The following is a 20,135-nucleotide window of genomic DNA, read 5'->3' as shown; positions in this document are numbered from 1 at the left end:
ATCACCTTAAATCATCAAATGCAGTTAAAGGGGTATTCCACAAATCATCACTTGTCTGAAGGCTTTCAGAAACTACAGCCTTTTTAGACTGATTCTGTTCGGATAGCTGAGTAATGGCTTTTTCATTTTCCTTTTTTCTTTGGTTTGAGCGACGTTGTTTTCGAGTCAAGCTTCGAGCCTGATTAAGCTGCTCACGTAGGTGCAAAATCGCCATGTAAATCTCATCCTGATTCTGAACATCCTGACGTTCACTTTTGAGATAGTTCTGAACCTGCTTATATTCAAATAAGCTAATCGGTGGTATCTCTCGCTTTGCAGTGGGTACTTTAAAATAGGTATTAGAAAATGGCTCATAAAACCAAATCTGTGAAATATCCCTCGGATCACGTTTAAACAAAAATTTTCTTTTACGCTTTCGATTATTGTCCTCTGGATCAATAGAATTAACCCATTGTCTTAAACAGTCGGCAAAATAGAATAAGTTATCTTTTTGCACCCCTGTACGCTGAATAGTCGCTTCAAATTCAGGTAGAAAATCAATAAACAAGGTATCTTCATCTGATACACGTTCTTTCAAACCTGTACCTGCTGTCGTCTTCGTCCCCCAAACTCCTTCTTCCCATTTAACGATTGGGGATGTTCCTAAAGCGGAATGTTTCTTCTGGTGATAAACTTTAGTAATCCAATACACGATATAGTATTCAAGCTCTTTTAATGTCATACAGGCTTGTTTAGCGGAATCATAAGTCCCACGCTGCTGTACATTTGAAAAAGTTGTACCATCCAAGACATGCATTTCAAGATTGACGATACCAAGCATACGCTCGATATGACCACCAAATCTTGCCCCACCAATTGGTCGGTATTCCCAATGAATCCCATACTTTAGACAAGCTTTACTGATGTGATTGGTTCTAAAATCGGGGCCATTATCTGTATGCACCGAGTCCATAATCCCTTCGACCTGCCATTCAGCATCAATATCTAGTTCGATCAACTTACGTTTTTTTGACAAAATACAAGATGCGATACACATCGCCACTGAAGTCGTACTTGGCGCTTCTAGTGATAGGTAATACCCTACGATCATCCGACTGAAAACATCGATTGCCAAGGTTAAATGAGGTTTTCCAATCGCTTCTCTAAACTCATCGTCCACGATTTCAATATCTAGAGGAGTATGATCAATCTGCACATACGCCAAAGGGTAATCAGCATTTGGAAATGAACCCGCAGCAGCCTTAAATTTATCTATTGCAGCTTTTGATCCAAGACGTGCTTTCGTTACTTGGTAATCATTTAAAGCCTCGATTCTTCTACGAATAGAGTTTTCATGCGGTGCTTCAAGCTGAAGCCGAGAACACTCTGCTTTTACAATTTCAATCGTTTTGGAAATACTTGGTTTCTTCGCATTCAAATATTCATCATTGATGGCTTGTTTAATGATATTGCTCACTTGAGGTGACAACCTCGATTTTTCAGTTGTCCAACCTCGTTTTTTGGGAATCAACGCCATTAGAGAATTATTTTCCCGATAATCTTTAAGCCATTTCCACAATGTTGAGCGATTCACATCATATTCATTCGCCCTATTTTCGACCAGTTCAGTCGTTGAATACTCAATCAAAGGCTTAATAATCTCATAACGTTGTAAAGCAATCTGCCAAGCTTCATTACTAATATCCTGATCACCCTTATTCAAACTCTCAGTTAGCGTATTTTCCCCATTAAAAACGGTCAAACTTCTAGCATTGACCTGTAGACTACGTACCGAATCAAGACTTGATATAACAATGTCATTGGCATTTAAAACATTCACAATTTTATAGGGTTGCCCCTCATAACCGACAACCACATTGGGTTTTAGAATGATACGACTACGATCGATATTGACAGCATTAGATTCAATCATTTAGATATTCCTCGCAAATGCATCATTTTGGTTCACCCATATCACTGTTTCAGCAGTTAAAGGACAATACAAATCACAAGTAACCATTCGCTTTGCCACTAATGCCCAAACTTGGTGAATCCCTTTTAAAACATTGGTTTTATCTTTAAAAATATGGGCAGGTAATTGATTAATTGTTGATTGACCTAATTTTTGCAGAGTATCGAGTAATAATTGTTGATCAACGGCATCGACATGAGAGCGTCTAAATTTTTTTAAGAAATTAATATTTTCCCAATACTGATCATATAATCTTGTTTCACTGATAATTTTGAACTTCCATCCTTTATCAGCAGCAAAACGATGGGCTGCTCTGAATTTTGGTTTTAACTTATCCCAGTCTTCAACAAGCTTTTTCTTAGGCTTAATTTCGATGAGCATTGGTACAGGAAAATCCTCAAAATCATCACAATTCGAGCTTGAAAACTGCACTAAAAAGTCAGGAGTGTAGGTTGATTGATTACCCAATTCAGTGATGTAGGGGATAACTACAGGTTGACCGACAACATCAATCACATTGTTATTAAATTCTTGCTTAAGTATGAAATCACGCTCAAGGGTCGATTCAAACCAAATGGTTTTCTCGCCTCTAAAGGCATAATTTCCCGAAATACTCCCATAAACAGTTTGAGCTTTTCTAACAGGTGAGTATTCGTCACTCAATTTTTTCATAAAAAATTCACCATTCAGGCACTCGTGCCTATTAATGTAATTTTGCAAGCCACTCTTATCTATTTATGTAAATAATCTAATTTAATTGTGTGAAATTAGAGTGACAACCTATTGATTATCTATAATGCCACTCTATTCTATTGCTGTAAATGACAGCGGTTCTCATCCTAAACCGGGTGAAATTACCTTATCTCACTTAGGGGTTCTCTTTTTAGATGAATTACCCGAGTTTGATCGCAAAGTATTAGAAGTCTTACGCCAGCCGCTTGAGTCAAAAGAAATTATCATTTCACGGGCAGCCCGGCAAATTACCTATCCTGCCAACTTTCAGCTTATAGCAGCAATGAACCCCTGCCCATGTGGTTACGCATTTAATCAAGACAGTCGTTGTCAGTGTTCACCCGAAAGTATTAAGCGCTATCAAAATCGTATATCGGGGCCATTACTTGACCGCATCGATTTACATATCGATGTACCGCCATTAAAAGCTCAGGAACTACAAGATCCAACACCCGCCGAAGATTCAACAACTGTGCGACAACGTGTGATTTATGCTTATGAACAACAAATAAAAAGGCAGGATTGTTTGAATCAGGCACTTTCACCGAAACAATTAGAACAATTCGCTGCCCTAGATGACGCGTCACAGCGAATGATTGAAATGGCTCAGCAACGTTTAAATTTATCTGCACGTGCTTATCATCGTGTTTTACGGGTTGCTCGCACCATTGCCGATTTGTCTCAAAGTGAGATGATTCAAAGTCCTCACCTTACAGAAGCACTCTCTTATCGAGGCAATCATTCTTAAAATAAAACAGCGGATTATGTGTCCGCTGTTCATTTATTTTTATTAAGAATATTGTTTAAGTTTTCAATTAAAGTCGTAATTTCTTTCTCTGATAAAGCTGCAAAACCAAAGCGAATACTACAATTAGGATGTTCTTCCTGTTTAAACTTATGTTCTGTATCAATGTTGAGTTCTTTTAACTTTATGAGCTGTTCTTGGGTAAATGTTTTCTGAAATTTCACCCACAAAGCCATTCCACCTGCAGGTGGTTGTATTTGAATACTTTGAGCAAAAACTCTTTGAAACTCAGCTAAGGCATGATCACGACGTAACTTATAAATCTTTTTCATTTTACGTATGTGTCGTTTGATCTCTCCTCTCTGCATTAAATCCGCTAAAGCGAGTTCCGTAATATTATTGCCCTGCCGGTCAATCAATAAAATATCTCCAGTAATGGAGTGAATGATAGGGGGAGCTGCCACGATGTAGCCTAACCGAATACCAGGTGCAAAAACTTTAGACAATGAGCCCACATGAATGACCAACTCAGAGTGAGGTAAGCTCGCTAAGGGTGGCATAGGTCGGCTGTCATAGTGAAATTCATGGTCATAGTCATCTTCAATAATGTAAAACCCCCATTTTTTTGAAAGCTCTAAGAGTTGAAGACGACGACTCATTGGCATGGTAACTGTTGTGGGATATTGATGATGTGGCGTTGTATAAATGGCAGCGACAGAATATTCTTGTAAAATCCGTTCCAAATCTTCAATGACAATACCTTGCCCATCTAATTTGACAGTAACAACCTGAAAACCATTTGACTGGAATGCCTTAAAAGCAGATGGGTAATACAGCTCTTCAACGACAATGACGCCTTGGCGGTTTGGTAACGCGCGCGATGCAAGAAAAATTCCCATCTGGCTTCCACGTACAACACAGATCTCATCTTCGGCAACATTCATAAAACGTTCCATCGATAGCATTTGTTGCAAGGCTTGTCTTAACTCAATCATTCCTCGTGGGTCACCATATCCCATGTACTGATTTTGCGTAATTTTAATGAGTGCATGCCGATAGGCCCTCGAAAACAATTCGTATGGAATAAGCCTCGGATCTGGCACACCATCATTATGTGGACGTTGAATCACTTCTTGAATAATTGGCTTCTCATTAACTTTTAGCTCAGATACTGACTCTATTTGAAGCTGTTTTTCTGGCAAAACATCTGCCACAAATGTGCCTTTTCGAGGGCGAGTCACTAGCCATCCTTGTGCCTCTAATTCCTCATATGCCGCTTGTACCGTTTTCCGATTAATTCCTAGTTCTTTTGACAAGCTACGAGACCCCGGTAGCATAGTTCCCTGTACTAAACGCCCATTTAAAATTTCTTGGCTAATCAAGTTAGTAAGCTTTAAAAAAACTGTTTTTTCTTCTCTCTCATCGATACGAAAATGTACTTGCCAAGGTCTTAACATATTCGCCCCATCTGGACCATATAACTTATAAAAACTGGATGTATTGATTCATCCAGTTATTTTCTATTCTGCCTTCACCTACTTAATTTGGTCAACTGGACTGGAGAAGAGATGAAGACTGCTTCTGTAAACAAACAAGAGCTGATGCAACATGCACAGCAAGACATGCAAAAGTGGATTAGCGACTCAGATTTAACTGATCGTCAAAAGCTTGCACTCACTTGTCGTATTTTATTTGATCATGGTCATGATGCTGGTTTAGCGGGACAAATTACTTGCCGTAGTGAAAATAAAGAAACTTTTATTACTCAGCGTTTCGGATTAGGTTTTGATGAAATTACTGCTTCAAACTTACTTGAAGTAAATCAAGATCTAGAACCCATCAATCAAGAAGGAATGGCAAACCCAGCCAACCGTTTTCACACTTGGATTTATAAAGAACATCCAGAGGTGAATTGCATTATTCACACACATCCCACCCATGTAGCTGCTTTATCTATGCTACAGATTCCACTCATGATTTCTCAAATGGACGTCTGTGCACTTTACGAGGACTGCTCATTTGTAGGTCATTGGCCAGGTGTTCCTGTAGGTAATGAAGAAGGCATTTTGATTTCCTCTGCTCTGGGTAAAAACCGCGCTGTTTTGTTGTCTCACCACGGCCAACTGGTCACAGGAAAAACCATTGAAGAAGCATGTAACTTGGCTCTTTTAATTGAACGCGCAGCCCAACTGCAACTACTGGCAATGTCTGCCGGGCAAATTCAGCCTATCCCCCACAGTCTAGCAACAGAAGCACATGACTGGGTATCTAACGATAAACGCAACAAAGTGAACTTTGCTTACTACGCACGTAAAGCTTTGAAAAACCATTCTGACTGTATTTAAAAAGAGACTTCGACCATGAAACTAAAAGGCATTATTGGCTACCCTGTTACTTCATTTTCTGATGACAACACCATTAATCTTCCTGTTCTAAAACAAATGCTGAATTTGCTTATTGAAAATGGTTGCGATGCAATTGCACCTTTAGGCAGTACAGGCGAAAGCGCTTATCTTGAATGGGATGAATGGTGCTTAGTCGCAAAAACCTCAATTGAAAGCATTAATAAGCGCGTGCCTGTCATTATTGGAATTTCAGAACTCACCACTGATCAAGCCATCAAAAAAGCCCAGATCGCGCAAAGCTATGGTGCAGATGCACTTATGGTGATTCCTGTATCTTATTGGAAACTAACTGATCAAGAGATTTTTGAATATTATCAAGCGATTGCTCAGGCCACGAGTTTACCGATTATGGTGTATAACAACCCTGCAACCAGTGGCGTTGATATGTCTCCAGAGTTAATTGTGCGTATGTTTAACAACATCGCAAATATCACGATGGTAAAAGAAAGCAGCGGCGATATTCAGCGCATGCATAAAATTTATGAACTATCAAAAGGTGAACTTCCGTTTTATAACGGTTGTAATCCTCTAGCTTTAGAGGCCTTATGTGCGGGAGCAAGCGGTTGGTGTACAGCAGCACCAAACTTGCTAGGTCAACAACCTCAACAGCTTATTCAACACGTCAAAAATGGTGAATTAGAGCAAGCTCAGAAGTCATTTTACCAACAACTTCCTGTCCTACGTTTTATTGTAACTGGTGGTTTGCCTAAAACGATTAAAGCAGGTTTACAGTTAAAAGGTATTTCTGCGGGGTCACCACGTAAGCCTTTGTCTAAAGCCACAAATATTGAGCTTAATCAGTTAAAACAACTACTTTCTGAAATAGAAAACTAATAAAAAAGCGGGTTTATTTACCCGCTTTTTTACAGCATAAACTTAGAAAGTTTTAGTTAAACTAAATACTAGACCGGCGTCATAAGGCTTTTTCTGAGCATCAGTCATACCAGAAGTGCTCACATCGGTACCCACTACGTCTAATTCAGCCAAAATACCTAAAATGTTACGGTTTACACCAACTTTATAATCGATATAGCTGTCGTCTGTACCAGGGCCGCCCGCAACTACGGCTAAAGCCTCTTTGTTTTTGAATTTGTTATAACCAACTGATGCAAGTCCAGTAAATCCAGTGTTTGCAATTGGTGCCGAATAACCTACGTTAAAATACCAGAACTGTTTAGAGTTCGCCCAGTAGTCATTTGAATAGTTAACGCCCACACTGAGTGCATCACCTTTAAATAAAGAGTCGGCAAACGTTAACTTACCGTAAACTTCATTAAAATCTAATCCATTTTTGCCATCGTAACCAATACCGTTACGGTCAAAACTATGGCCCGAACCAATGTAACCATAATGAATCACACCTACATCATAAGTTGGCGCAAGCTTATCGGATAATTTTAATGTATTGGTATAGCCCAAAGCGACATCTGTTTCAGTTGAGTTACCTGTTACACCAAAATCAACACTTGAACCCCAAAGCGATAAATAAGCACCTGATTTATGAGAAAAAGTAAAACCACCTTGAATGGCAGGGTTATTTGAAGATTGTGTAACACCACGGAAACGATAATCTGTAGTTGCTGCTACGCTACCTGTTGTCGTGATTCCATAGAAAGATGGAGCACTTTCAGCCATAACCATGGTTGAACCTGCTGTGAGTACGCCGACTGCTACTGCTTTAAGTGCAAATTTCATCATTTTGATCTCCCCCACAATGAACGCACGATTTAATTGAATTAAACAAATTTTGTTACTTAAGCTTTAGCAATTGCTGTGCCAAGTCCATATTTCGTATCGCTGGGCTGCATAAGTTTTGAAATCAAATTCTTTTTAAAATGAAAATATTGCCTAACGCTCATAGAAATATATTTATAAAAAACAAATATATAGAATAGATTTATTACAAATCTAAAAATACTCAACATAGAAAAACCCCTTATCGGAAATTAGTAACCGAGGTAAGAAGTATTCCTTTGATACGCGTAAATTTTCTATTTAGATCTAAAGTTGAGATATAAAAAGTATGTAAATTATTGAAGGCGGTAGATGAAATGATCTGTGATTGAGCATTTTTGCTTACTTCATTTCTGTATTTATTTCTGAGTTAAAGTCGATGAACTATTTTGGGTCTTTTTTAGGCACCAATATAAATAAAAAAAGTACTGCACAGAATTTATGCAAAATATCGCACTAGATTTGATCAGTTCAATTAAATTCTATTGGCTTATTATAACAATCGGTTCATATATACAGTACTTCTAAAAATAATGTTATACAGTAACAATTTATAAGTAGGCTTAAAATAAATCGTTGAAAAAATCAACTCAAAGCAAGGTTAAAAAGTAAACATATCCAGCAAAAAAGGATAAAAAATGAACACAAGAATCACGTATTTTTTGAAGTTTGACTATAAAATAAATGGTAAAAATCAACTAAAAAATAAATTACTTTTTTTATTTTAAACAATACATTAAGTACAAAAGGCTATGAGTAAATTTACTAAATAACCGGTAGCACATTAATCAATTTCTGCATAGCATATATAAAATAAAATCAACAAAAATATATCTTTTTTATAGATTACTTATACAATTGATGGAAATCCTAGGCCCTGAACTATAACAAGGCACAGGATTTATCGTTTTTATGAGGTTCTTTAAATATGCTAAATGCACAAAAACTTACATTAGCAGTTCTCATTTCTGCGGCAATAATTTCCTCAGCTCAGGCAAGCGAGCAAAGTGAGGCAAAAGGATTTGTTGAAGATGCGAACGGTTCTATTCTCTTCCGTACAGGTTATCTAACTCGCGACAAAAAACAAGGCGCGAAAGATACTAGTTCATTTGCTCAATCGGCAATTGTAAATCTTGAATCTGGCTTTACCCCTGGTATTGTTGGTTTCGGTGTAGGCGTTGTTGGTGACGGTTCATTTAAAATCGGTGAAAATAATAATGCCGGTAACCAAATGATTCCTAAGCACAATGATGGTTCAGCTTACGATCATTGGGGCCGTGGTGGCGGTAGCGTTAAAGCTCGTTTCTCAAATACGACTGTACGTTATGGTACTCAAGTACTCGATTTACCAGTTTTAGCAAGTAACACTGGCCGTATGGTTCCTGAATACTTTACAGGTACTTTATTAACAAGCCATGAAATCAAGAACCTTGAATTAGTAGCTGGTAAATTCACTAAAGACCAAATGTCTGATCAAATTAATACCGATGCTGATGTATTTGGTAAAGGTCTTGATCGTGCAATCGTTTGGGGCGGTAAATACAAGTTTGATGATAACTTAAATGCCTCTTACTATGGTTTAGATAGCAAAAATAAACTTGAACGTCATTATGCTAATGTGAACTATAAACAGCCTTTGGCTAATGACAGTTCATTAACTTATGATTTCAGTGGATACCATACTAAGTTTGATGCAAATGCACGCACTTATTCAGCAACTGGCTTTGTAGCACCAGATTATGCTGATAATGGTAAAGCAGGCGAAGAAAAGACCAACAACATTTGGGCAATTTCAGGAACTTATGCTACTGGTCCACACAGTGTGATGCTTGCTTACCAACAAAACACTGGTAATGTTGGTTATGACTATGGTCAAAACGCTGACGGTTTCCAAAGTATTTATTTACCAAACTCTTATATGTCTGATTTCATTGGTAACCACGAGAAATCTGCACAAATTCAATACAACGTTGATTTCGGTAAATTAGGCGTATTACCTGGTTTGAACTGGACAACTGCATTTGTATACGGTTGGGACATCAAAGTTCGTGATGTAACTGACAATGCTCAAGAGCGCGAATTCTTCAACCAAGTAAAATACACAGTTCAAAGTGGTTTTGCTAAAGATGCAAGTCTTCGTGTCCGTAACTCTTATTACCGTGCAAGTGATTCTTACCAAGGTGCGTACATCGGTGATACAAACGAATGGCGTATCTTCCTTGATATCCCTGTGAAATTATTCTAATTCATAGATCTATCAAGCATAAAAAAACCTACCTCTGGTAACACAGGTAGGTTTTTTATTGAGCCTAGAATATCAATTGAGACACACTAGACTCATAAAATCAGAACTTATTTTTTAGCAGCTTCGATTGCTTTCAATACTTCAGCTTTAGCAACGTCCGCACCTTCCCAACCGCTGATTTTTACCCATTTGCCTGGTTCTAAATCTTTATAGTGGCTGAAGAAATGCTCAACTTGGCTAATCAACAATGGAGGAAGATCTGTATATTCCTTCACATCTTTGTAAAGTGGAGATAATTTCTCATGTGGAACCGCGATTAATTTCGCGTCGATACCACCGTCATCTTCCATGTTTAATTTACCCACTGGACGGCAACGAATTACAGAGCCAGCAGCAACAGGATGCGGAGTTACAACAAGTACGTCTAATGGGTCGCCATCTTCAGACAAAGTATTTGGTACATAACCATAGTTTGCTGGATAGAACATTGCTGTGCCCATGAAACGGTCTACAAACAATGCATCAGAATCTTTGTCAATTTCATATTTAATTGGCGCTGCATTTGCAGGAATTTCAATGATGACATAGATGTCATTTGGTGCATCTTTACCTGCTGGGATATTGCTGTAACTCATATCAATACTCTTTCGTTATGAAGTCAGATGTAAAATCCACTCGATTATAACGTGGATATCATCAAAATGATGCCGATTATACAATGCGCACACGCGAAAGTTGATATGAATGGTGACAGAATGACACTCAAGTCAACTTAATTGTCACGATCAACAAGAATATTGGGCATAACAATGATAAAAACCAGACAATCGAGCGTAAAGTTGCCCAATTACTCAAGTAACAAATGCCATAAATCACGCGCAAAATAATATATGCCCAGCCCAGTCTCAAAATAAAGTACTCAGGCACCACCATATATTCAGCCATCAGAATAGCTGTTAAAAATAAAGGTAAACTTTCAAAACTGTTTTGTTGTACTGCATTTGCCCGAGCAGCGATCCCCTTTGTATTAGCAAGAAAATCTCTTGGGTTCTGATTATCAGAGGGCTGAAAACCACCCTTAAATTTTGCAATTACGGTAAATGCGTATGGCAGCAAACATGCCACTAAAATAATATAGATAATGCTGCTGATGCCGTGCATAGTGCCATCCATCACTGAAAATACTGTTGATCATGCTATCATAACTCATCGTTTTTACGTGAAATTTTATGCAATCGCATGTCATCACTGATTTATAGGGCTATGTATGCAACAACCTGATCAAAAAGAATTGCTCGAGGTCTTAGAAAAGCAAAAGAAGAACCAGCTTCAGGTAGATCTTATCTTCAAAATTGTATTACCCATTGTCGCTTTTTTACTGAGTGTGATTTGCGCGAATTTCAATTGGCAATCGACACTGGGTACCTTTGTCATTTTGACAATCACTTTTATTGCAGTGGGTGTCAAAAGACTTCCTTTATGGCATTGGCTCATTGTAATTACCGTGTATTGTCTGATAGATAATTACCTTAGTTATGGCCAACTTGACTTGTCTCACTTACGCCTACAACTCGGCACAATGATTATTTTCGTTGGTATGGTTGGAATCGGCCGTCCTTATGTAGATCGCTGGTTTATGAAAAGCCACTAAATAAAAAAGCGCCCTACGGCGCTTTTTTTAATCACTAACGATTAAGCAGGTTTACGTAGATCTTTACGTAAAATTTTACCTACATTTGATTTTGGTAATTCATCCATAAACTCAACATAACGAGGACGTTTATAACCTGTTAAGTTTTCTTTAGCAAAGTTCAAAATTTCTTCTGTGGTCAAGCTTGGATCTTTTTTCACAATAAAGAGTTTTGGTACTTCACCTGATTTTTCATCTGGAACACCAATTGCAGCAACTTCCAACACTTTTGGATGTTTAGCAATAACTTCTTCAATTTCACTTGGGTAAACGTTAAAGCCTGAAACCAAAATCATATCTTTTTTACGGTCTACAATTTTTGTATATCCACGGCTGTCCATTACACCAATGTCACCTGTACGGAAGAAGCCGTCAGCTGTCATCACTTTAGCTGTCTCATCTGGACGGTTCCAATAGCCTTTCATCACTTGAGGACCACGGATTGAGATTTCACCTTGTTCACCTAAAGGTAATTCTTTACCGTCATCATCTAAAATAGCAACTTCTGTTAAAGGTAATGGAATACCAATGGTGCCGCTAAATTCAGTAGAAGCTGGAGGGTTTGCAGTCGCTACCGGAGAAGTTTCTGATAAACCGTAGCCTTCAATAATGGTAGTGCCAGTAATTTTCTTCCAAGCTTCTGCTGTAGAAGGTAAAACTGCCATACCACCGCCCATTGCCATTTTTAAATTGCTATGGTCAAGTTGTTTGAACTCTTCATTATTTACCAAGGCATTAAACAATGTATTTACTGCTGGGAAGAAAGAAGGTTGGTATTTACGTAATTCCTTAATCACGGCTGGTAAATCACGCGGGTTCGGAATCAGGATATTTGCCTGTCCTTTGTACATGCCGTACATCGCACAAACCATGAATGCAAAAATATGGTAAAGCGGTAATGCACAAACGATACGATCGCCTTTAGCACCATCATTTGCACCAAATTTACTTTGGAAAATACCGTCACACTGTAAAAGGTTAGCAACCAAATTACGATGCGTCAGCTCAGCACCTTTTGAAACGCCTGTTGTACCACCCGTATATTGAAGCACAGCAGTATCACTTAAAGTTAAAGTCGGGCGTTTATAATTGCTTGGGTTTTCTTTATTTAATGCGCTATTAAATTTAACATGGCCAGGAATATTCCAAGCTGGAATTTGTTTACGCACTTTACGTAAAACAAAGTTCACTAAAGTACCTTTTAGTGTACCTAACATGTCTCCAACAGAAGCAACTACAACATGCTTGACTGGAGTTTTACCTAAAATACTTTGATAAACACTCGCAAAGTTTTCAATAATGACGAGAACTTCAGCACCTGAGTCATTTAACTGATGTTCAAGCTCACGTGCTGTGTATAGCGGGTTAACATTCACTAAAATCAAGCCAGCACGGAAGACTGCCAATGCCACTACAGGGTACTGCAATACGTTTGGCATCATTACTGCAACACGCGTACCTTTTGCTAACCCCAAATTTTGCAAATAGGTCGCGAACTTACGGCTTGCAAGTTCCAACTCGTTAAATGACATGGCTTTATCCATAAAGATAAAGGCATCACGAGAACCAAATTTTTGGAAATTACGCTCAAAAATATCAACAAGTGAGGTATTTTCTGCAGGCAATGCTACTGTTTCTGGAATCCCTGTCTTTTGGTATTCTGCAAACCAAATCTTTTCCATAATGCCATTATCTCCGATTCGTAATCCTTAGTAATAACTGTTATTCAATGCCCCAGCTATTCTTTAGCTTCTTGGTGCCAGAACATATTTAAAACTTATTGGCACATTCATGACACTTTCGAACAAGATTATGAGACAGAAGTTTTGAAAATTTGACCCTGCCAAATTTTTTGCATGGAGTACAAATTATGTACTCCAAATTGCTGCCCTTTTAATCATTATTCCATACCAACAAGTTCAGTTCACTGCTTGAACTTGTTGCCATATATAGCGTATTTATGTTGCCAGACGCTAGCTTTATCTCTGAATCAACAGTTTATTTGCTTTTTGATATCCACGTGGTAAGAGCTGACCTTTCGAAGCACGTTTACCCATGTATTTTTGTAGATCATCACCTTTTAATTTGAGATGTTGTTGACCTGCAACCACCTGAATTATTTCATCTAAGTTCAGGGTTGTCATGGATAAAATTTGCTCTTTGGCTTCAAGTTGTATCAACTTATTACCTTTACCTTTATTTAAATTTGGCAGCTCGGCCAAATCTAAAATTAACAAACGCCCTGCTGAGCTCAGTACAGCCAAATGCGTCATATTTTGGGCAGAAATGAGTGGTAGAGCTTTTGACTTCTCTGGTACCGTTAAAAATGTCTTACCGGCTTTCGCAGTGGTATCTAATTGCTTAGTTTGAGTTTTAAAACCGTAACCTGCGGAACTTGCAGCAATCAATTCAGACTCATCATCATCTAAATAAACCTGAATAAACGATACACCACTTGCTGGAGAAAGCTTAGAACTTAATGGATCCCCCAAGCCTCTGGCTGAAGGTAAATTACTAATCGGTAAGGCATAACTACGCCCTGTTTCATCAAGGAAATAAACTCGCTGATTGGTTTTACCGACAGCATGACTTAAATATTGGTCCCCTGCGCGGTAGTTCAGATTTTCAGCATCAACATCTGCACCTTTTGCCGCACGGACCCAGCCAGCTTCAGACAACACAACTGTTACCGTTTCGGCTGGCATTAAATCCTGTTCTTTAATTTGAACCGCTTCAGCACGTGCGACAATTGGAGAACGGCGCTCATCACCGAACTTTTTCGCATCTTCTTTTAGTTCACCAATAATCAGATTTTTTAGAGATTCAGGATTTTCGAGTTGTTCACGAATAATGGCAGCTTTCGCCGAAAGCTCATCTTGTTCATGACGGATTTCCATCTCTTCAAGTTTTGCCAAATGACGTAATTTAAGCTCTAAAATTGCTTCAGCCTGTATCTCATCAATATTGAAGTGTTCCATCAACACTGGTTTAGGCTGATCTTCTTCACGAATAATACGAATAACAGTATCAATATCGAGATAAGCAATTAAAAGACCTGCCAAAATATGTAGACGCTTTTCAATACGGTTTAAATGATACTGCAAACGGCGAGTTACCGTTTTTTTACGGATTTCAATCCATTCCAGTAAAATACGGCGAATCGATTTAACTTGAGGGCGGCCATCTTCACCAATCATGTTCAAGTTGACACGATAACTCGACTCTAAATCGGTGGTCGCAAATAAGTGACTCATCACTGCTTCCGCATCAATACGGTTAGAACGCAGCACAATCACGAGTCGTGTCGGGTTTTCATGATCCGACTCATCACGCACATCAACGACCAATGGCAGCTTTTTAGCCTGCATCTGGTCAGCAATTTGAGTAATCACCTTAGAACCAGATACTTGATATGGCAACTCAGTAATCACAATTTCATGCTTTTCAACAGAATAAACCGCTCTCATGCGGTAGCTACCACGACCAGTCATCTGGATTTTAAGTAACTCTTCTGGCGGAGTAATAATTTCAGCTTTGGTTGGTAAGTCTGGAGCCGGAATATATTCAGCTAATTTTTCGTCCGAGGTTTGCGGATTACGGATTAAGGCAATTGTTCCTTTTACCACTTCACGCAAATTATGCGGTGGAATATCGGTGGCCATACCTACAGCAATACCTGTCGTACCATTAAGAAGAATATTAGGTACACGTGCAGGTAAAGTGATCGGTTCTTTTAAAGAACCATCAAAGTTATCTTGCCATTCGCTGGTGCCTTGGCCTAATTCGCTCAGCAATAATTCACTATAAGCCGAGAGTTTGGCTTCTGTATAACGCATCGCAGCAAAAGACTTAGGGTCATCTGGTGAACCCCAGTTCCCCTGACCTTCAATTAAAGGATAGCGATAGCTAAATGGCTGAGCCATTAAGACCATGGCTTCATAACAAGCCGAGTCACCATGTGGGTGGTATTTACCAAGTACATCACCCACTGTACGCGCTGATTTTTTTGGCTTGCCACTGCTTTTTAAGCCTAGCTCGCTCATAGCATAGACAATACGGCGCTGTACGGGTTTTAAGCCATCACTGATATGCGGCAATGCACGGTCCATAATGACGTACATGGCATAATTCAAGTAAGCCTGTTCAGTAAATTCGGCTACAGAGCGGTTTTCTGTCGCATGATGCGCAAGGCTGGTCATAGTCAGCTTATCTTCCAAATCAGTCGTTATTTTAAGTGTGTATTATGCTAAGTGGGCTATGTTACAGACACAAGAGGGACTCTGTCACCTGAGCGTCAAATTGTGTCTTATCTCTCTATATTTTTAGTTACTTGCTATAAAGTTAGGCAAAAACTATAGCCCGATCGACTCTAACCTTTTACCTTGAGTCTCTTCACCTAATACCAAAATAACTAAGGCCACAGCAAGTAAAACAATAGTAAACATCATAAAAACGTGATTAAACCCGTTTTTGGCGACCATCATATGTGTCACGACCATTGGCGCAACAATTCCACCGATACGCCCCATTGCCGATGCCCACCCCGAACCAAAGGCCCGAATGTTGGCTGGATATTGTTCTGGTGTGTAGGTATATAACACTCCCCATGCACCCAAATTAAAGAATGACATGAGACAGCCCCAAAACATAATGCTATTTACACTGTCGGCTTGTCCAAAGAAATATGCCGACAAAGCACAAAAACCGATAAATGCCGCAAGTGTGATTTTTCGGCCTAATCGTTCAACAAACCACGCGGCCGCCAAGTAGCCCGGTAACTGCGCCAAAATCATAAGCAATACATATTCAAATGATTTGACAACGTCGTAGCCTTGTTTCACCAATAAACTCGGCAACCAAGTAAAGATGCCGTAATAGGAATAAACAATACCAAACCAGATCAGCCAGAGCATTAAACTTCTTCGAGCAAATTGACCACTCCAAAGCTGTTTAAATGAAACTTTTTGTCGCATCGCCACAGGCACGACTTCAATATGGTGAACAATTTGCACACCTGCTTTGGCTTCTAGTTTTTGTACAAGTACATGCGCTTCTTCAATACGACCACGGTTAATTAGATACGGTATCGATTCAGGGACTTTTTTCCAAATCACTAAAATATAAATAAGTGGAAGACCGCCCACAAGAAAGGCAATATGCCAGCCAAATTTAGGAATAATAAAATAAGAAATAAGTGCTGCGACTAGCCAGCCTAATCCCCAAAAGCTTTCAAGCAGAACAATAAACCGTCCACGAACATGAGCAGGAACATATTCACTGACCAATGTAACTGCTACAGGTAACTGTCCACCTAGCCCTAGTCCCACAATAAAACGAAAAATTAATAGCCACTTCAGATCTGGAGCAAAAGCACATAAGGCAGTCGCAATACTATAGATGGCCATAGTCATCGCAAATACAGTTTTTCGGCCAAAACGATCTGCCAAGGCACCAGAACAAACTGCACCTATGGCCATTCCCACAAAGCCAATACTGACAATCCAGCCACTTTCAACTGGCGTTAATGACCAGTCTTTAACAAGGGTCGTCATAATAAAAGCGATAATACCGGTATCCATCGCATCAAACATCCAACCTAAGCCCACTACCCATAAAAGCGTGTAGTGAAATTTGCCAATTGGAAGATTTTGTATACGTGAAACCAGATCCATAGGAACAACTCTACTGGAAAGAATAAGTGGACAAGACCATATATAGAATTGTTATATCATGCCCACATGAAGTTCTGCATGATTAATGTTCGTCGGTTGAAGAAGCAGACTCTGCATCATCATCTTTATAAATAAATTTAGGCATTTCCAAACCAAAATAAATGGCAATTAAACGAAGCGTAAAACCAAATACCAAGGTTGAAATAACAGTAAGTTCTAGACTTAAACCTAAGTCTAGACAGACCCAATAGCAAATAACGGCAACAAAAGAAATACTTGCATAGAGCTCACGGCGGAAAACAAACGGGACATCGTTACATAAGATGTCACGTAAAATACCGCCAGATACTCCCGTTAAAACGCCTGCTACAGCCGACACGACAAAGCCATGTCCCATTTGTAAGGCAATCTGGCAACCAATAATGGTAAATCCAATCAAACCTAAAGCATCAAGCACCAAGAAAATGTTATGTAAATGGCGCATCCACTTGGCAATAATGATGGTAACAAAAGCAGCACAACACGTTAAAACTAAATATTCAGGATGCTTTACCCACGTTAAGGGATAATGTCCAAGTAGTACATCACGTACAGAACCACCACCCAAGGCCGTCACACAGGCAATCAGTACAACACCGAACCAGTCCATACTCCGTCGCCCAGCAGATAATGCACCAGTCATGGCTTCGGCAGTAATCGCAATAATATAAATAACGGTGAGTAACATTGCCCTTTCCCTCAGGCCAAACGGTGGGCGTATTTTAAGATAAAGTTATAGGAATTGTGCACAGCATTGCTTAAATTTTTTTCCTGAACCACATATACAAGGTTGTTTCATGGTGACCTGCATATCGACCGTCGGATCAAGGAAAAACCATTGTTGCTGATGAAATACAAAATGTGAAACTTCATGATGAATTTGAGCGCTTTTACCATCATGATAATGGGCCTTGAACTCTACCTGTGCATGGGTTTTATCTAATTTTTCGTTGGCGTTAACCACCTCTAAACCCAACCATTGATTTTGTTTGCTCCATTCCGCAATAGCCTCTTTATCAAGAGCAGTTTGCTGACCTAAAGCCGTCGTTTGCACAATATAATCAATTTGCTGCAATGCAAATGCACTATAACGTGAACGCATAAGCTGCTCTGCGGTGAGTGCTTTTGTTGTGCCTAAATGTAAAGGTTCACAACATTCTGCATAGCTGCCTTTTCCGCATGGACAAGTTTGTTGGGTCATTTGGTACTTCTCAAATAAAAAATAGCTCAAAGTTGAGCTATTTTATGATGTTTCTAAATCTGACACGCAATTTAATCTTTCGATTCATCTTGTTCGATAGAAACAATATGAACTTTCTCGATTTTATGGCCTTCCATGGTTACAACTTCAAAGCGATAACCATCCGCTTCAACAGTTTCACCATTTTCAGGTAAACGGCCTAAATGGAATAATAAATAACCCGATAAAGTAGAATATTGTTCACTTTCATCAACTAAGTCACGACCAAGTAAAAGCGATACATGACGAATATCGGTTGAACCTTCAAGTATTAACGAACCGTCTTCTAAACTTTCTGCTGCTGCATCTAGTTCGTCTTCATCAGGGAACTCACCCGCAATTGCTTCTAAAATATCAATTGGTGTCGCAATACCTTCAATTGAACCATATTCATTTAGAACAATCGCCATTTGCAAAGGAGCCTGACGCAATTGTTCCATCACCATAAGCACTTGAGCATTTTCATGCACAATGACTGGCTCACGTAAGTACTTTTGAAAATCAACAACACCTGTTTCAATAAAGCCATTTAGAACTTTATGCGTAAGCGCGATACCTTCAATATTATCAAGTTCACCACGAGCAACAATTAAACGTGAATGTGTCATCGACATTAAACGTTCTTTTAAAACTTCTGGTTCATCGTCTAAGTCAATCCATTCAAGCTCAGGTCGTGGAGTCATCACCGACTTTACTGGGCGTTCAGATAACCCAAGTACGCCTTGTACAAGCACACTATGGTAAGCACCATTTTCTTCATCAAAGACTTCATCGGCAAAAGCTTGAGTAGCCAATACATCTTCTTTATCAGCCGTTTGGGCATCTGAAGTAGAACCGCTATTTTTACTGCCTAACATACGTAAAACCGCAGAAGCTGTGCGATAACGTAAATCTGTAGTCGTCACTAGCTTTTCTTGATTGCGACGCATGGTTTGGTTGATCATTTCGACTAAAATCGAGAAACCAATCGCAGCATATAAGTAACCCTTCGGAATATGGAAACCAAAACCTTCCACCACCAACGAGAAACCAATCATCATTAAGAAGCCAAGACACAGAATAACGACTGTTGGGTGCTTATTTACAAAGTCCATGAGTGGTCTTGAAGCCCACAGCATAATACCTACAGCAATCACAACAGCAACCATCATGATTGAAAGCTCTTTGACCATACCTACAGCAGTAATTACGCTGTCTAGTGAGAATACGGCATCAAGCACTACAATCTGGACAATCACCATCCAGAACGCAGCATGAACTGGATTATCTTCTTTATGAAGCTGTTTACCTTCCATGCGCTCATGCAATTCCATGGTGCCTTTAAATAACAAGAACACACCACCGAATAACAAGATCAAATCACGGCCAGAGAATGGATGGTCAAAAATATGGAAAAGTGGTTGGGTGAGTGTCACAACCCAAGCAATTGAAGCTAACAGAATAAGACGCATTCCCAAAGCGAGTATTAAACCCACTATACGTGCCTTAGTACGTTGTTCTGGCGGTAACTTTTCAGCCAAAATAGCAATAAAGACGAGGTTATCGATCCCTAGTACGATTTCAAGAACAATTAATGTAGCTAAGCCTACCCAAGCAGACGGATCAGACATCCATTCAAAGATCATTGATCCTGCTCCTGTGCTGGGTGGATTTTATCTTTATTGGGCAACACAATAGGCGTG

16 protein-coding genes and 1 pseudogene are annotated in these 20,135 nt (G+C 39.2%); 5 read left to right on the top strand and 12 right to left on the bottom strand.

Annotation, left to right across the window (positions count from 1 at the left end; genetic code table 11):
• Position 1: 1 nt before the first annotated feature.
• Together J576_RS12060 and J576_RS12055 are read right to left on the bottom strand one after the other, a co-directional pair.
• The gene (locus tag J576_RS12060) at positions 2 to 1,912 is read right to left on the bottom strand and encodes a TnsB C-terminal domain-containing protein (protein WP_000573062.1); all 1,911 of its coding nucleotides are present in this window, start codon (positions 1,910 to 1,912) and stop codon (positions 2 to 4) included.
• Positions 1,913 to 2,623 (bottom strand): heteromeric transposase endonuclease subunit TnsA, encoded by a 711-nt coding sequence (locus J576_RS12055; protein ID WP_000736404.1) that lies wholly within the window; start codon positions 2,621 to 2,623, stop codon positions 1,913 to 1,915.
• Positions 2,624 to 2,771: 148 nt separating this feature from the next.
• On the opposite strand from J576_RS12055, the pseudogene J576_RS12050 reads away from it, so the two are divergent.
• Positions 2,772 to 3,431, top strand: a pseudogene (locus tag J576_RS12050) (ATP-binding protein); the annotation flags it as partial.
• 29 nt (positions 3,432 to 3,460) lie between these two features.
• Here the strand turns inward: J576_RS12050 and pdxR are convergent.
• Positions 3,461 to 4,885 (bottom strand): MocR-like pyridoxine biosynthesis transcription factor PdxR, encoded by a 1,425-nt coding sequence (gene pdxR / locus J576_RS12045; RefSeq protein WP_002048936.1) that lies wholly within the window; start codon positions 4,883 to 4,885, stop codon positions 3,461 to 3,463.
• Between the two features lie 111 nt (positions 4,886 to 4,996).
• On the opposite strand from pdxR, the gene J576_RS12040 reads away from it, so the two are divergent.
• Together J576_RS12040 and J576_RS12035 are read left to right on the top strand one after the other, a co-directional pair.
• On the top strand, positions 4,997 to 5,773 hold the full coding sequence (locus J576_RS12040; RefSeq protein ID WP_002048900.1) for an aldolase: 777 nt from the start codon (positions 4,997 to 4,999) through the stop codon (positions 5,771 to 5,773).
• A 15-nt stretch (positions 5,774 to 5,788) separates the two neighbouring features.
• The gene (locus J576_RS12035; RefSeq protein WP_002048953.1) at positions 5,789 to 6,667 is read left to right on the top strand and encodes a dihydrodipicolinate synthase family protein; all 879 of its coding nucleotides are present in this window, start codon (positions 5,789 to 5,791) and stop codon (positions 6,665 to 6,667) included.
• A 42-nt stretch (positions 6,668 to 6,709) separates the two neighbouring features.
• On the opposite strand, the gene J576_RS12030 is transcribed toward J576_RS12035, so the two are convergent.
• On the bottom strand, positions 6,710 to 7,531 hold the full coding sequence (locus J576_RS12030) for a TorF family putative porin (protein ID WP_002048960.1): 822 nt from the start codon (positions 7,529 to 7,531) through the stop codon (positions 6,710 to 6,712).
• A gap of 964 nt (positions 7,532 to 8,495) precedes the next feature.
• On the opposite strand from J576_RS12030, the gene J576_RS12025 reads away from it, so the two are divergent.
• Positions 8,496 to 9,812, top strand: coding sequence for an OprD family outer membrane porin (locus tag J576_RS12025; RefSeq protein ID WP_002048907.1), 1,317 nt, complete (start codon positions 8,496 to 8,498; stop codon positions 9,810 to 9,812).
• Positions 9,813 to 9,919: 107 nt separating this feature from the next.
• Here the strand turns inward: J576_RS12025 and ppa are convergent, their stop codons facing one another.
• Positions 9,920 to 10,447 carry an inorganic diphosphatase gene (gene ppa, locus J576_RS12020; protein WP_002048945.1) on the bottom strand — a complete coding sequence of 176 codons (528 nt, stop codon included), beginning with the start codon at positions 10,445 to 10,447 and terminating at the stop codon, positions 9,920 to 9,922.
• A gap of 127 nt (positions 10,448 to 10,574) precedes the next feature.
• On the bottom strand, positions 10,575 to 10,973 hold the full coding sequence (locus J576_RS12015; RefSeq protein ID WP_002048944.1) for an MAPEG family protein: 399 nt from the start codon (positions 10,971 to 10,973) through the stop codon (positions 10,575 to 10,577).
• Between the two features lie 106 nt (positions 10,974 to 11,079).
• Between J576_RS12015 and J576_RS12010 the strand changes: the two genes are divergently transcribed.
• Positions 11,080 to 11,463, top strand: a complete 384-nt coding sequence (locus J576_RS12010; RefSeq protein WP_002048951.1) for a hypothetical protein — start codon at positions 11,080 to 11,082, stop codon at positions 11,461 to 11,463.
• Between the two features lie 41 nt (positions 11,464 to 11,504).
• Here the strand turns inward: J576_RS12010 and J576_RS12005 are convergent, their stop codons facing one another.
• From J576_RS12005 to J576_RS11980, 6 genes are all read right to left on the bottom strand, one after another.
• Positions 11,505 to 13,184: a long-chain-fatty-acid--CoA ligase gene (locus J576_RS12005; RefSeq protein ID WP_002048927.1), complete on the bottom strand. Its 1,680-nt coding sequence runs from the start codon at positions 13,182 to 13,184 to the stop codon at positions 11,505 to 11,507.
• 297 nt (positions 13,185 to 13,481) lie between these two features.
• On the bottom strand, positions 13,482 to 15,701 hold the full coding sequence (gene parC / locus J576_RS12000; protein WP_002048971.1) for a DNA topoisomerase IV subunit A: 2,220 nt from the start codon (positions 15,699 to 15,701) through the stop codon (positions 13,482 to 13,484).
• Positions 15,702 to 15,854: 153 nt separating this feature from the next.
• Positions 15,855 to 17,174, bottom strand: a complete 1,320-nt coding sequence (gene niaP / locus J576_RS11995; protein WP_002048909.1) for a niacin transporter NiaP — start codon at positions 17,172 to 17,174, stop codon at positions 15,855 to 15,857.
• A gap of 82 nt (positions 17,175 to 17,256) precedes the next feature.
• Entirely contained in the window at positions 17,257 to 17,901 is a 645-nt protein-coding gene (locus J576_RS11990; protein WP_002048969.1) for a trimeric intracellular cation channel family protein, read from the bottom strand.
• 45 nt (positions 17,902 to 17,946) lie between these two features.
• Entirely contained in the window at positions 17,947 to 18,414 is a 468-nt protein-coding gene (locus J576_RS11985) for a YchJ family protein (protein WP_000194004.1), read from the bottom strand.
• 71 nt (positions 18,415 to 18,485) lie between these two features.
• On the bottom strand, positions 18,486 to 20,078 hold the full coding sequence (locus J576_RS11980; protein WP_004710994.1) for a TerC family protein: 1,593 nt from the start codon (positions 20,076 to 20,078) through the stop codon (positions 18,486 to 18,488).
• Positions 20,079 to 20,135: the final 57 nt, after the last annotated feature.

The organism is Acinetobacter sp. 766875, assembly GCF_000582055.1.
In the GTDB taxonomy this organism is placed as follows: Bacteria; Pseudomonadota; Gammaproteobacteria; order Pseudomonadales; family Moraxellaceae; genus Acinetobacter; species Acinetobacter nosocomialis.
Note: the sequence above shows the minus strand (reverse complement) of the source record. Positions and strands in the feature narration are given on the sequence as shown.

Bases quoted from the DNA above. Each gene is read 5' to 3' on its own strand.
- J576_RS12030 (WP_002048960.1), bottom strand. From the start codon at position 7,531: ATGATGAAATTTGCACTTAAAGCAGTAGCAGTCGGCGTACTCACAGCA.
- J576_RS12055 (WP_000736404.1), bottom strand. From the start codon at position 2,623: ATGAAAAAATTGAGTGACGAATACTCACCTGTTAGAAAAGCTCAAACT.
- ppa (WP_002048945.1), bottom strand. From the start codon at position 10,447: ATGAGTTACAGCAATATCCCAGCAGGTAAAGATGCACCAAATGACATC.
- J576_RS11985 (WP_000194004.1), bottom strand. From the start codon at position 18,414: ATGACCCAACAAACTTGTCCATGCGGAAAAGGCAGCTATGCAGAATGT.
- J576_RS12040 (WP_002048900.1), top strand. From the start codon at position 4,997: ATGAAGACTGCTTCTGTAAACAAACAAGAGCTGATGCAACATGCACAG.
- pdxR (WP_002048936.1), bottom strand. From the start codon at position 4,885: ATGTTAAGACCTTGGCAAGTACATTTTCGTATCGATGAGAGAGAAGAA.
- J576_RS12025 (WP_002048907.1), top strand. From the start codon at position 8,496: ATGCTAAATGCACAAAAACTTACATTAGCAGTTCTCATTTCTGCGGCA.
- J576_RS12010 (WP_002048951.1), top strand. From the start codon at position 11,080: ATGCAACAACCTGATCAAAAAGAATTGCTCGAGGTCTTAGAAAAGCAA.
- J576_RS11980 (WP_004710994.1), bottom strand. From the start codon at position 20,078: ATGATCTTTGAATGGATGTCTGATCCGTCTGCTTGGGTAGGCTTAGCT.
- J576_RS12015 (WP_002048944.1), bottom strand. From the start codon at position 10,973: ATGCACGGCATCAGCAGCATTATCTATATTATTTTAGTGGCATGTTTG.
- parC (WP_002048971.1), bottom strand. From the start codon at position 15,701: ATGACCAGCCTTGCGCATCATGCGACAGAAAACCGCTCTGTAGCCGAA.
- niaP (WP_002048909.1), bottom strand. From the start codon at position 17,174: ATGGATCTGGTTTCACGTATACAAAATCTTCCAATTGGCAAATTTCAC.
- J576_RS12035 (WP_002048953.1), top strand. From the start codon at position 5,789: ATGAAACTAAAAGGCATTATTGGCTACCCTGTTACTTCATTTTCTGAT.
- J576_RS11990 (WP_002048969.1), bottom strand. From the start codon at position 17,901: ATGTTACTCACCGTTATTTATATTATTGCGATTACTGCCGAAGCCATG.
- J576_RS12060 (WP_000573062.1), bottom strand. From the start codon at position 1,912: ATGATTGAATCTAATGCTGTCAATATCGATCGTAGTCGTATCATTCTA.
- J576_RS12005 (WP_002048927.1), bottom strand. From the start codon at position 13,184: ATGGAAAAGATTTGGTTTGCAGAATACCAAAAGACAGGGATTCCAGAA.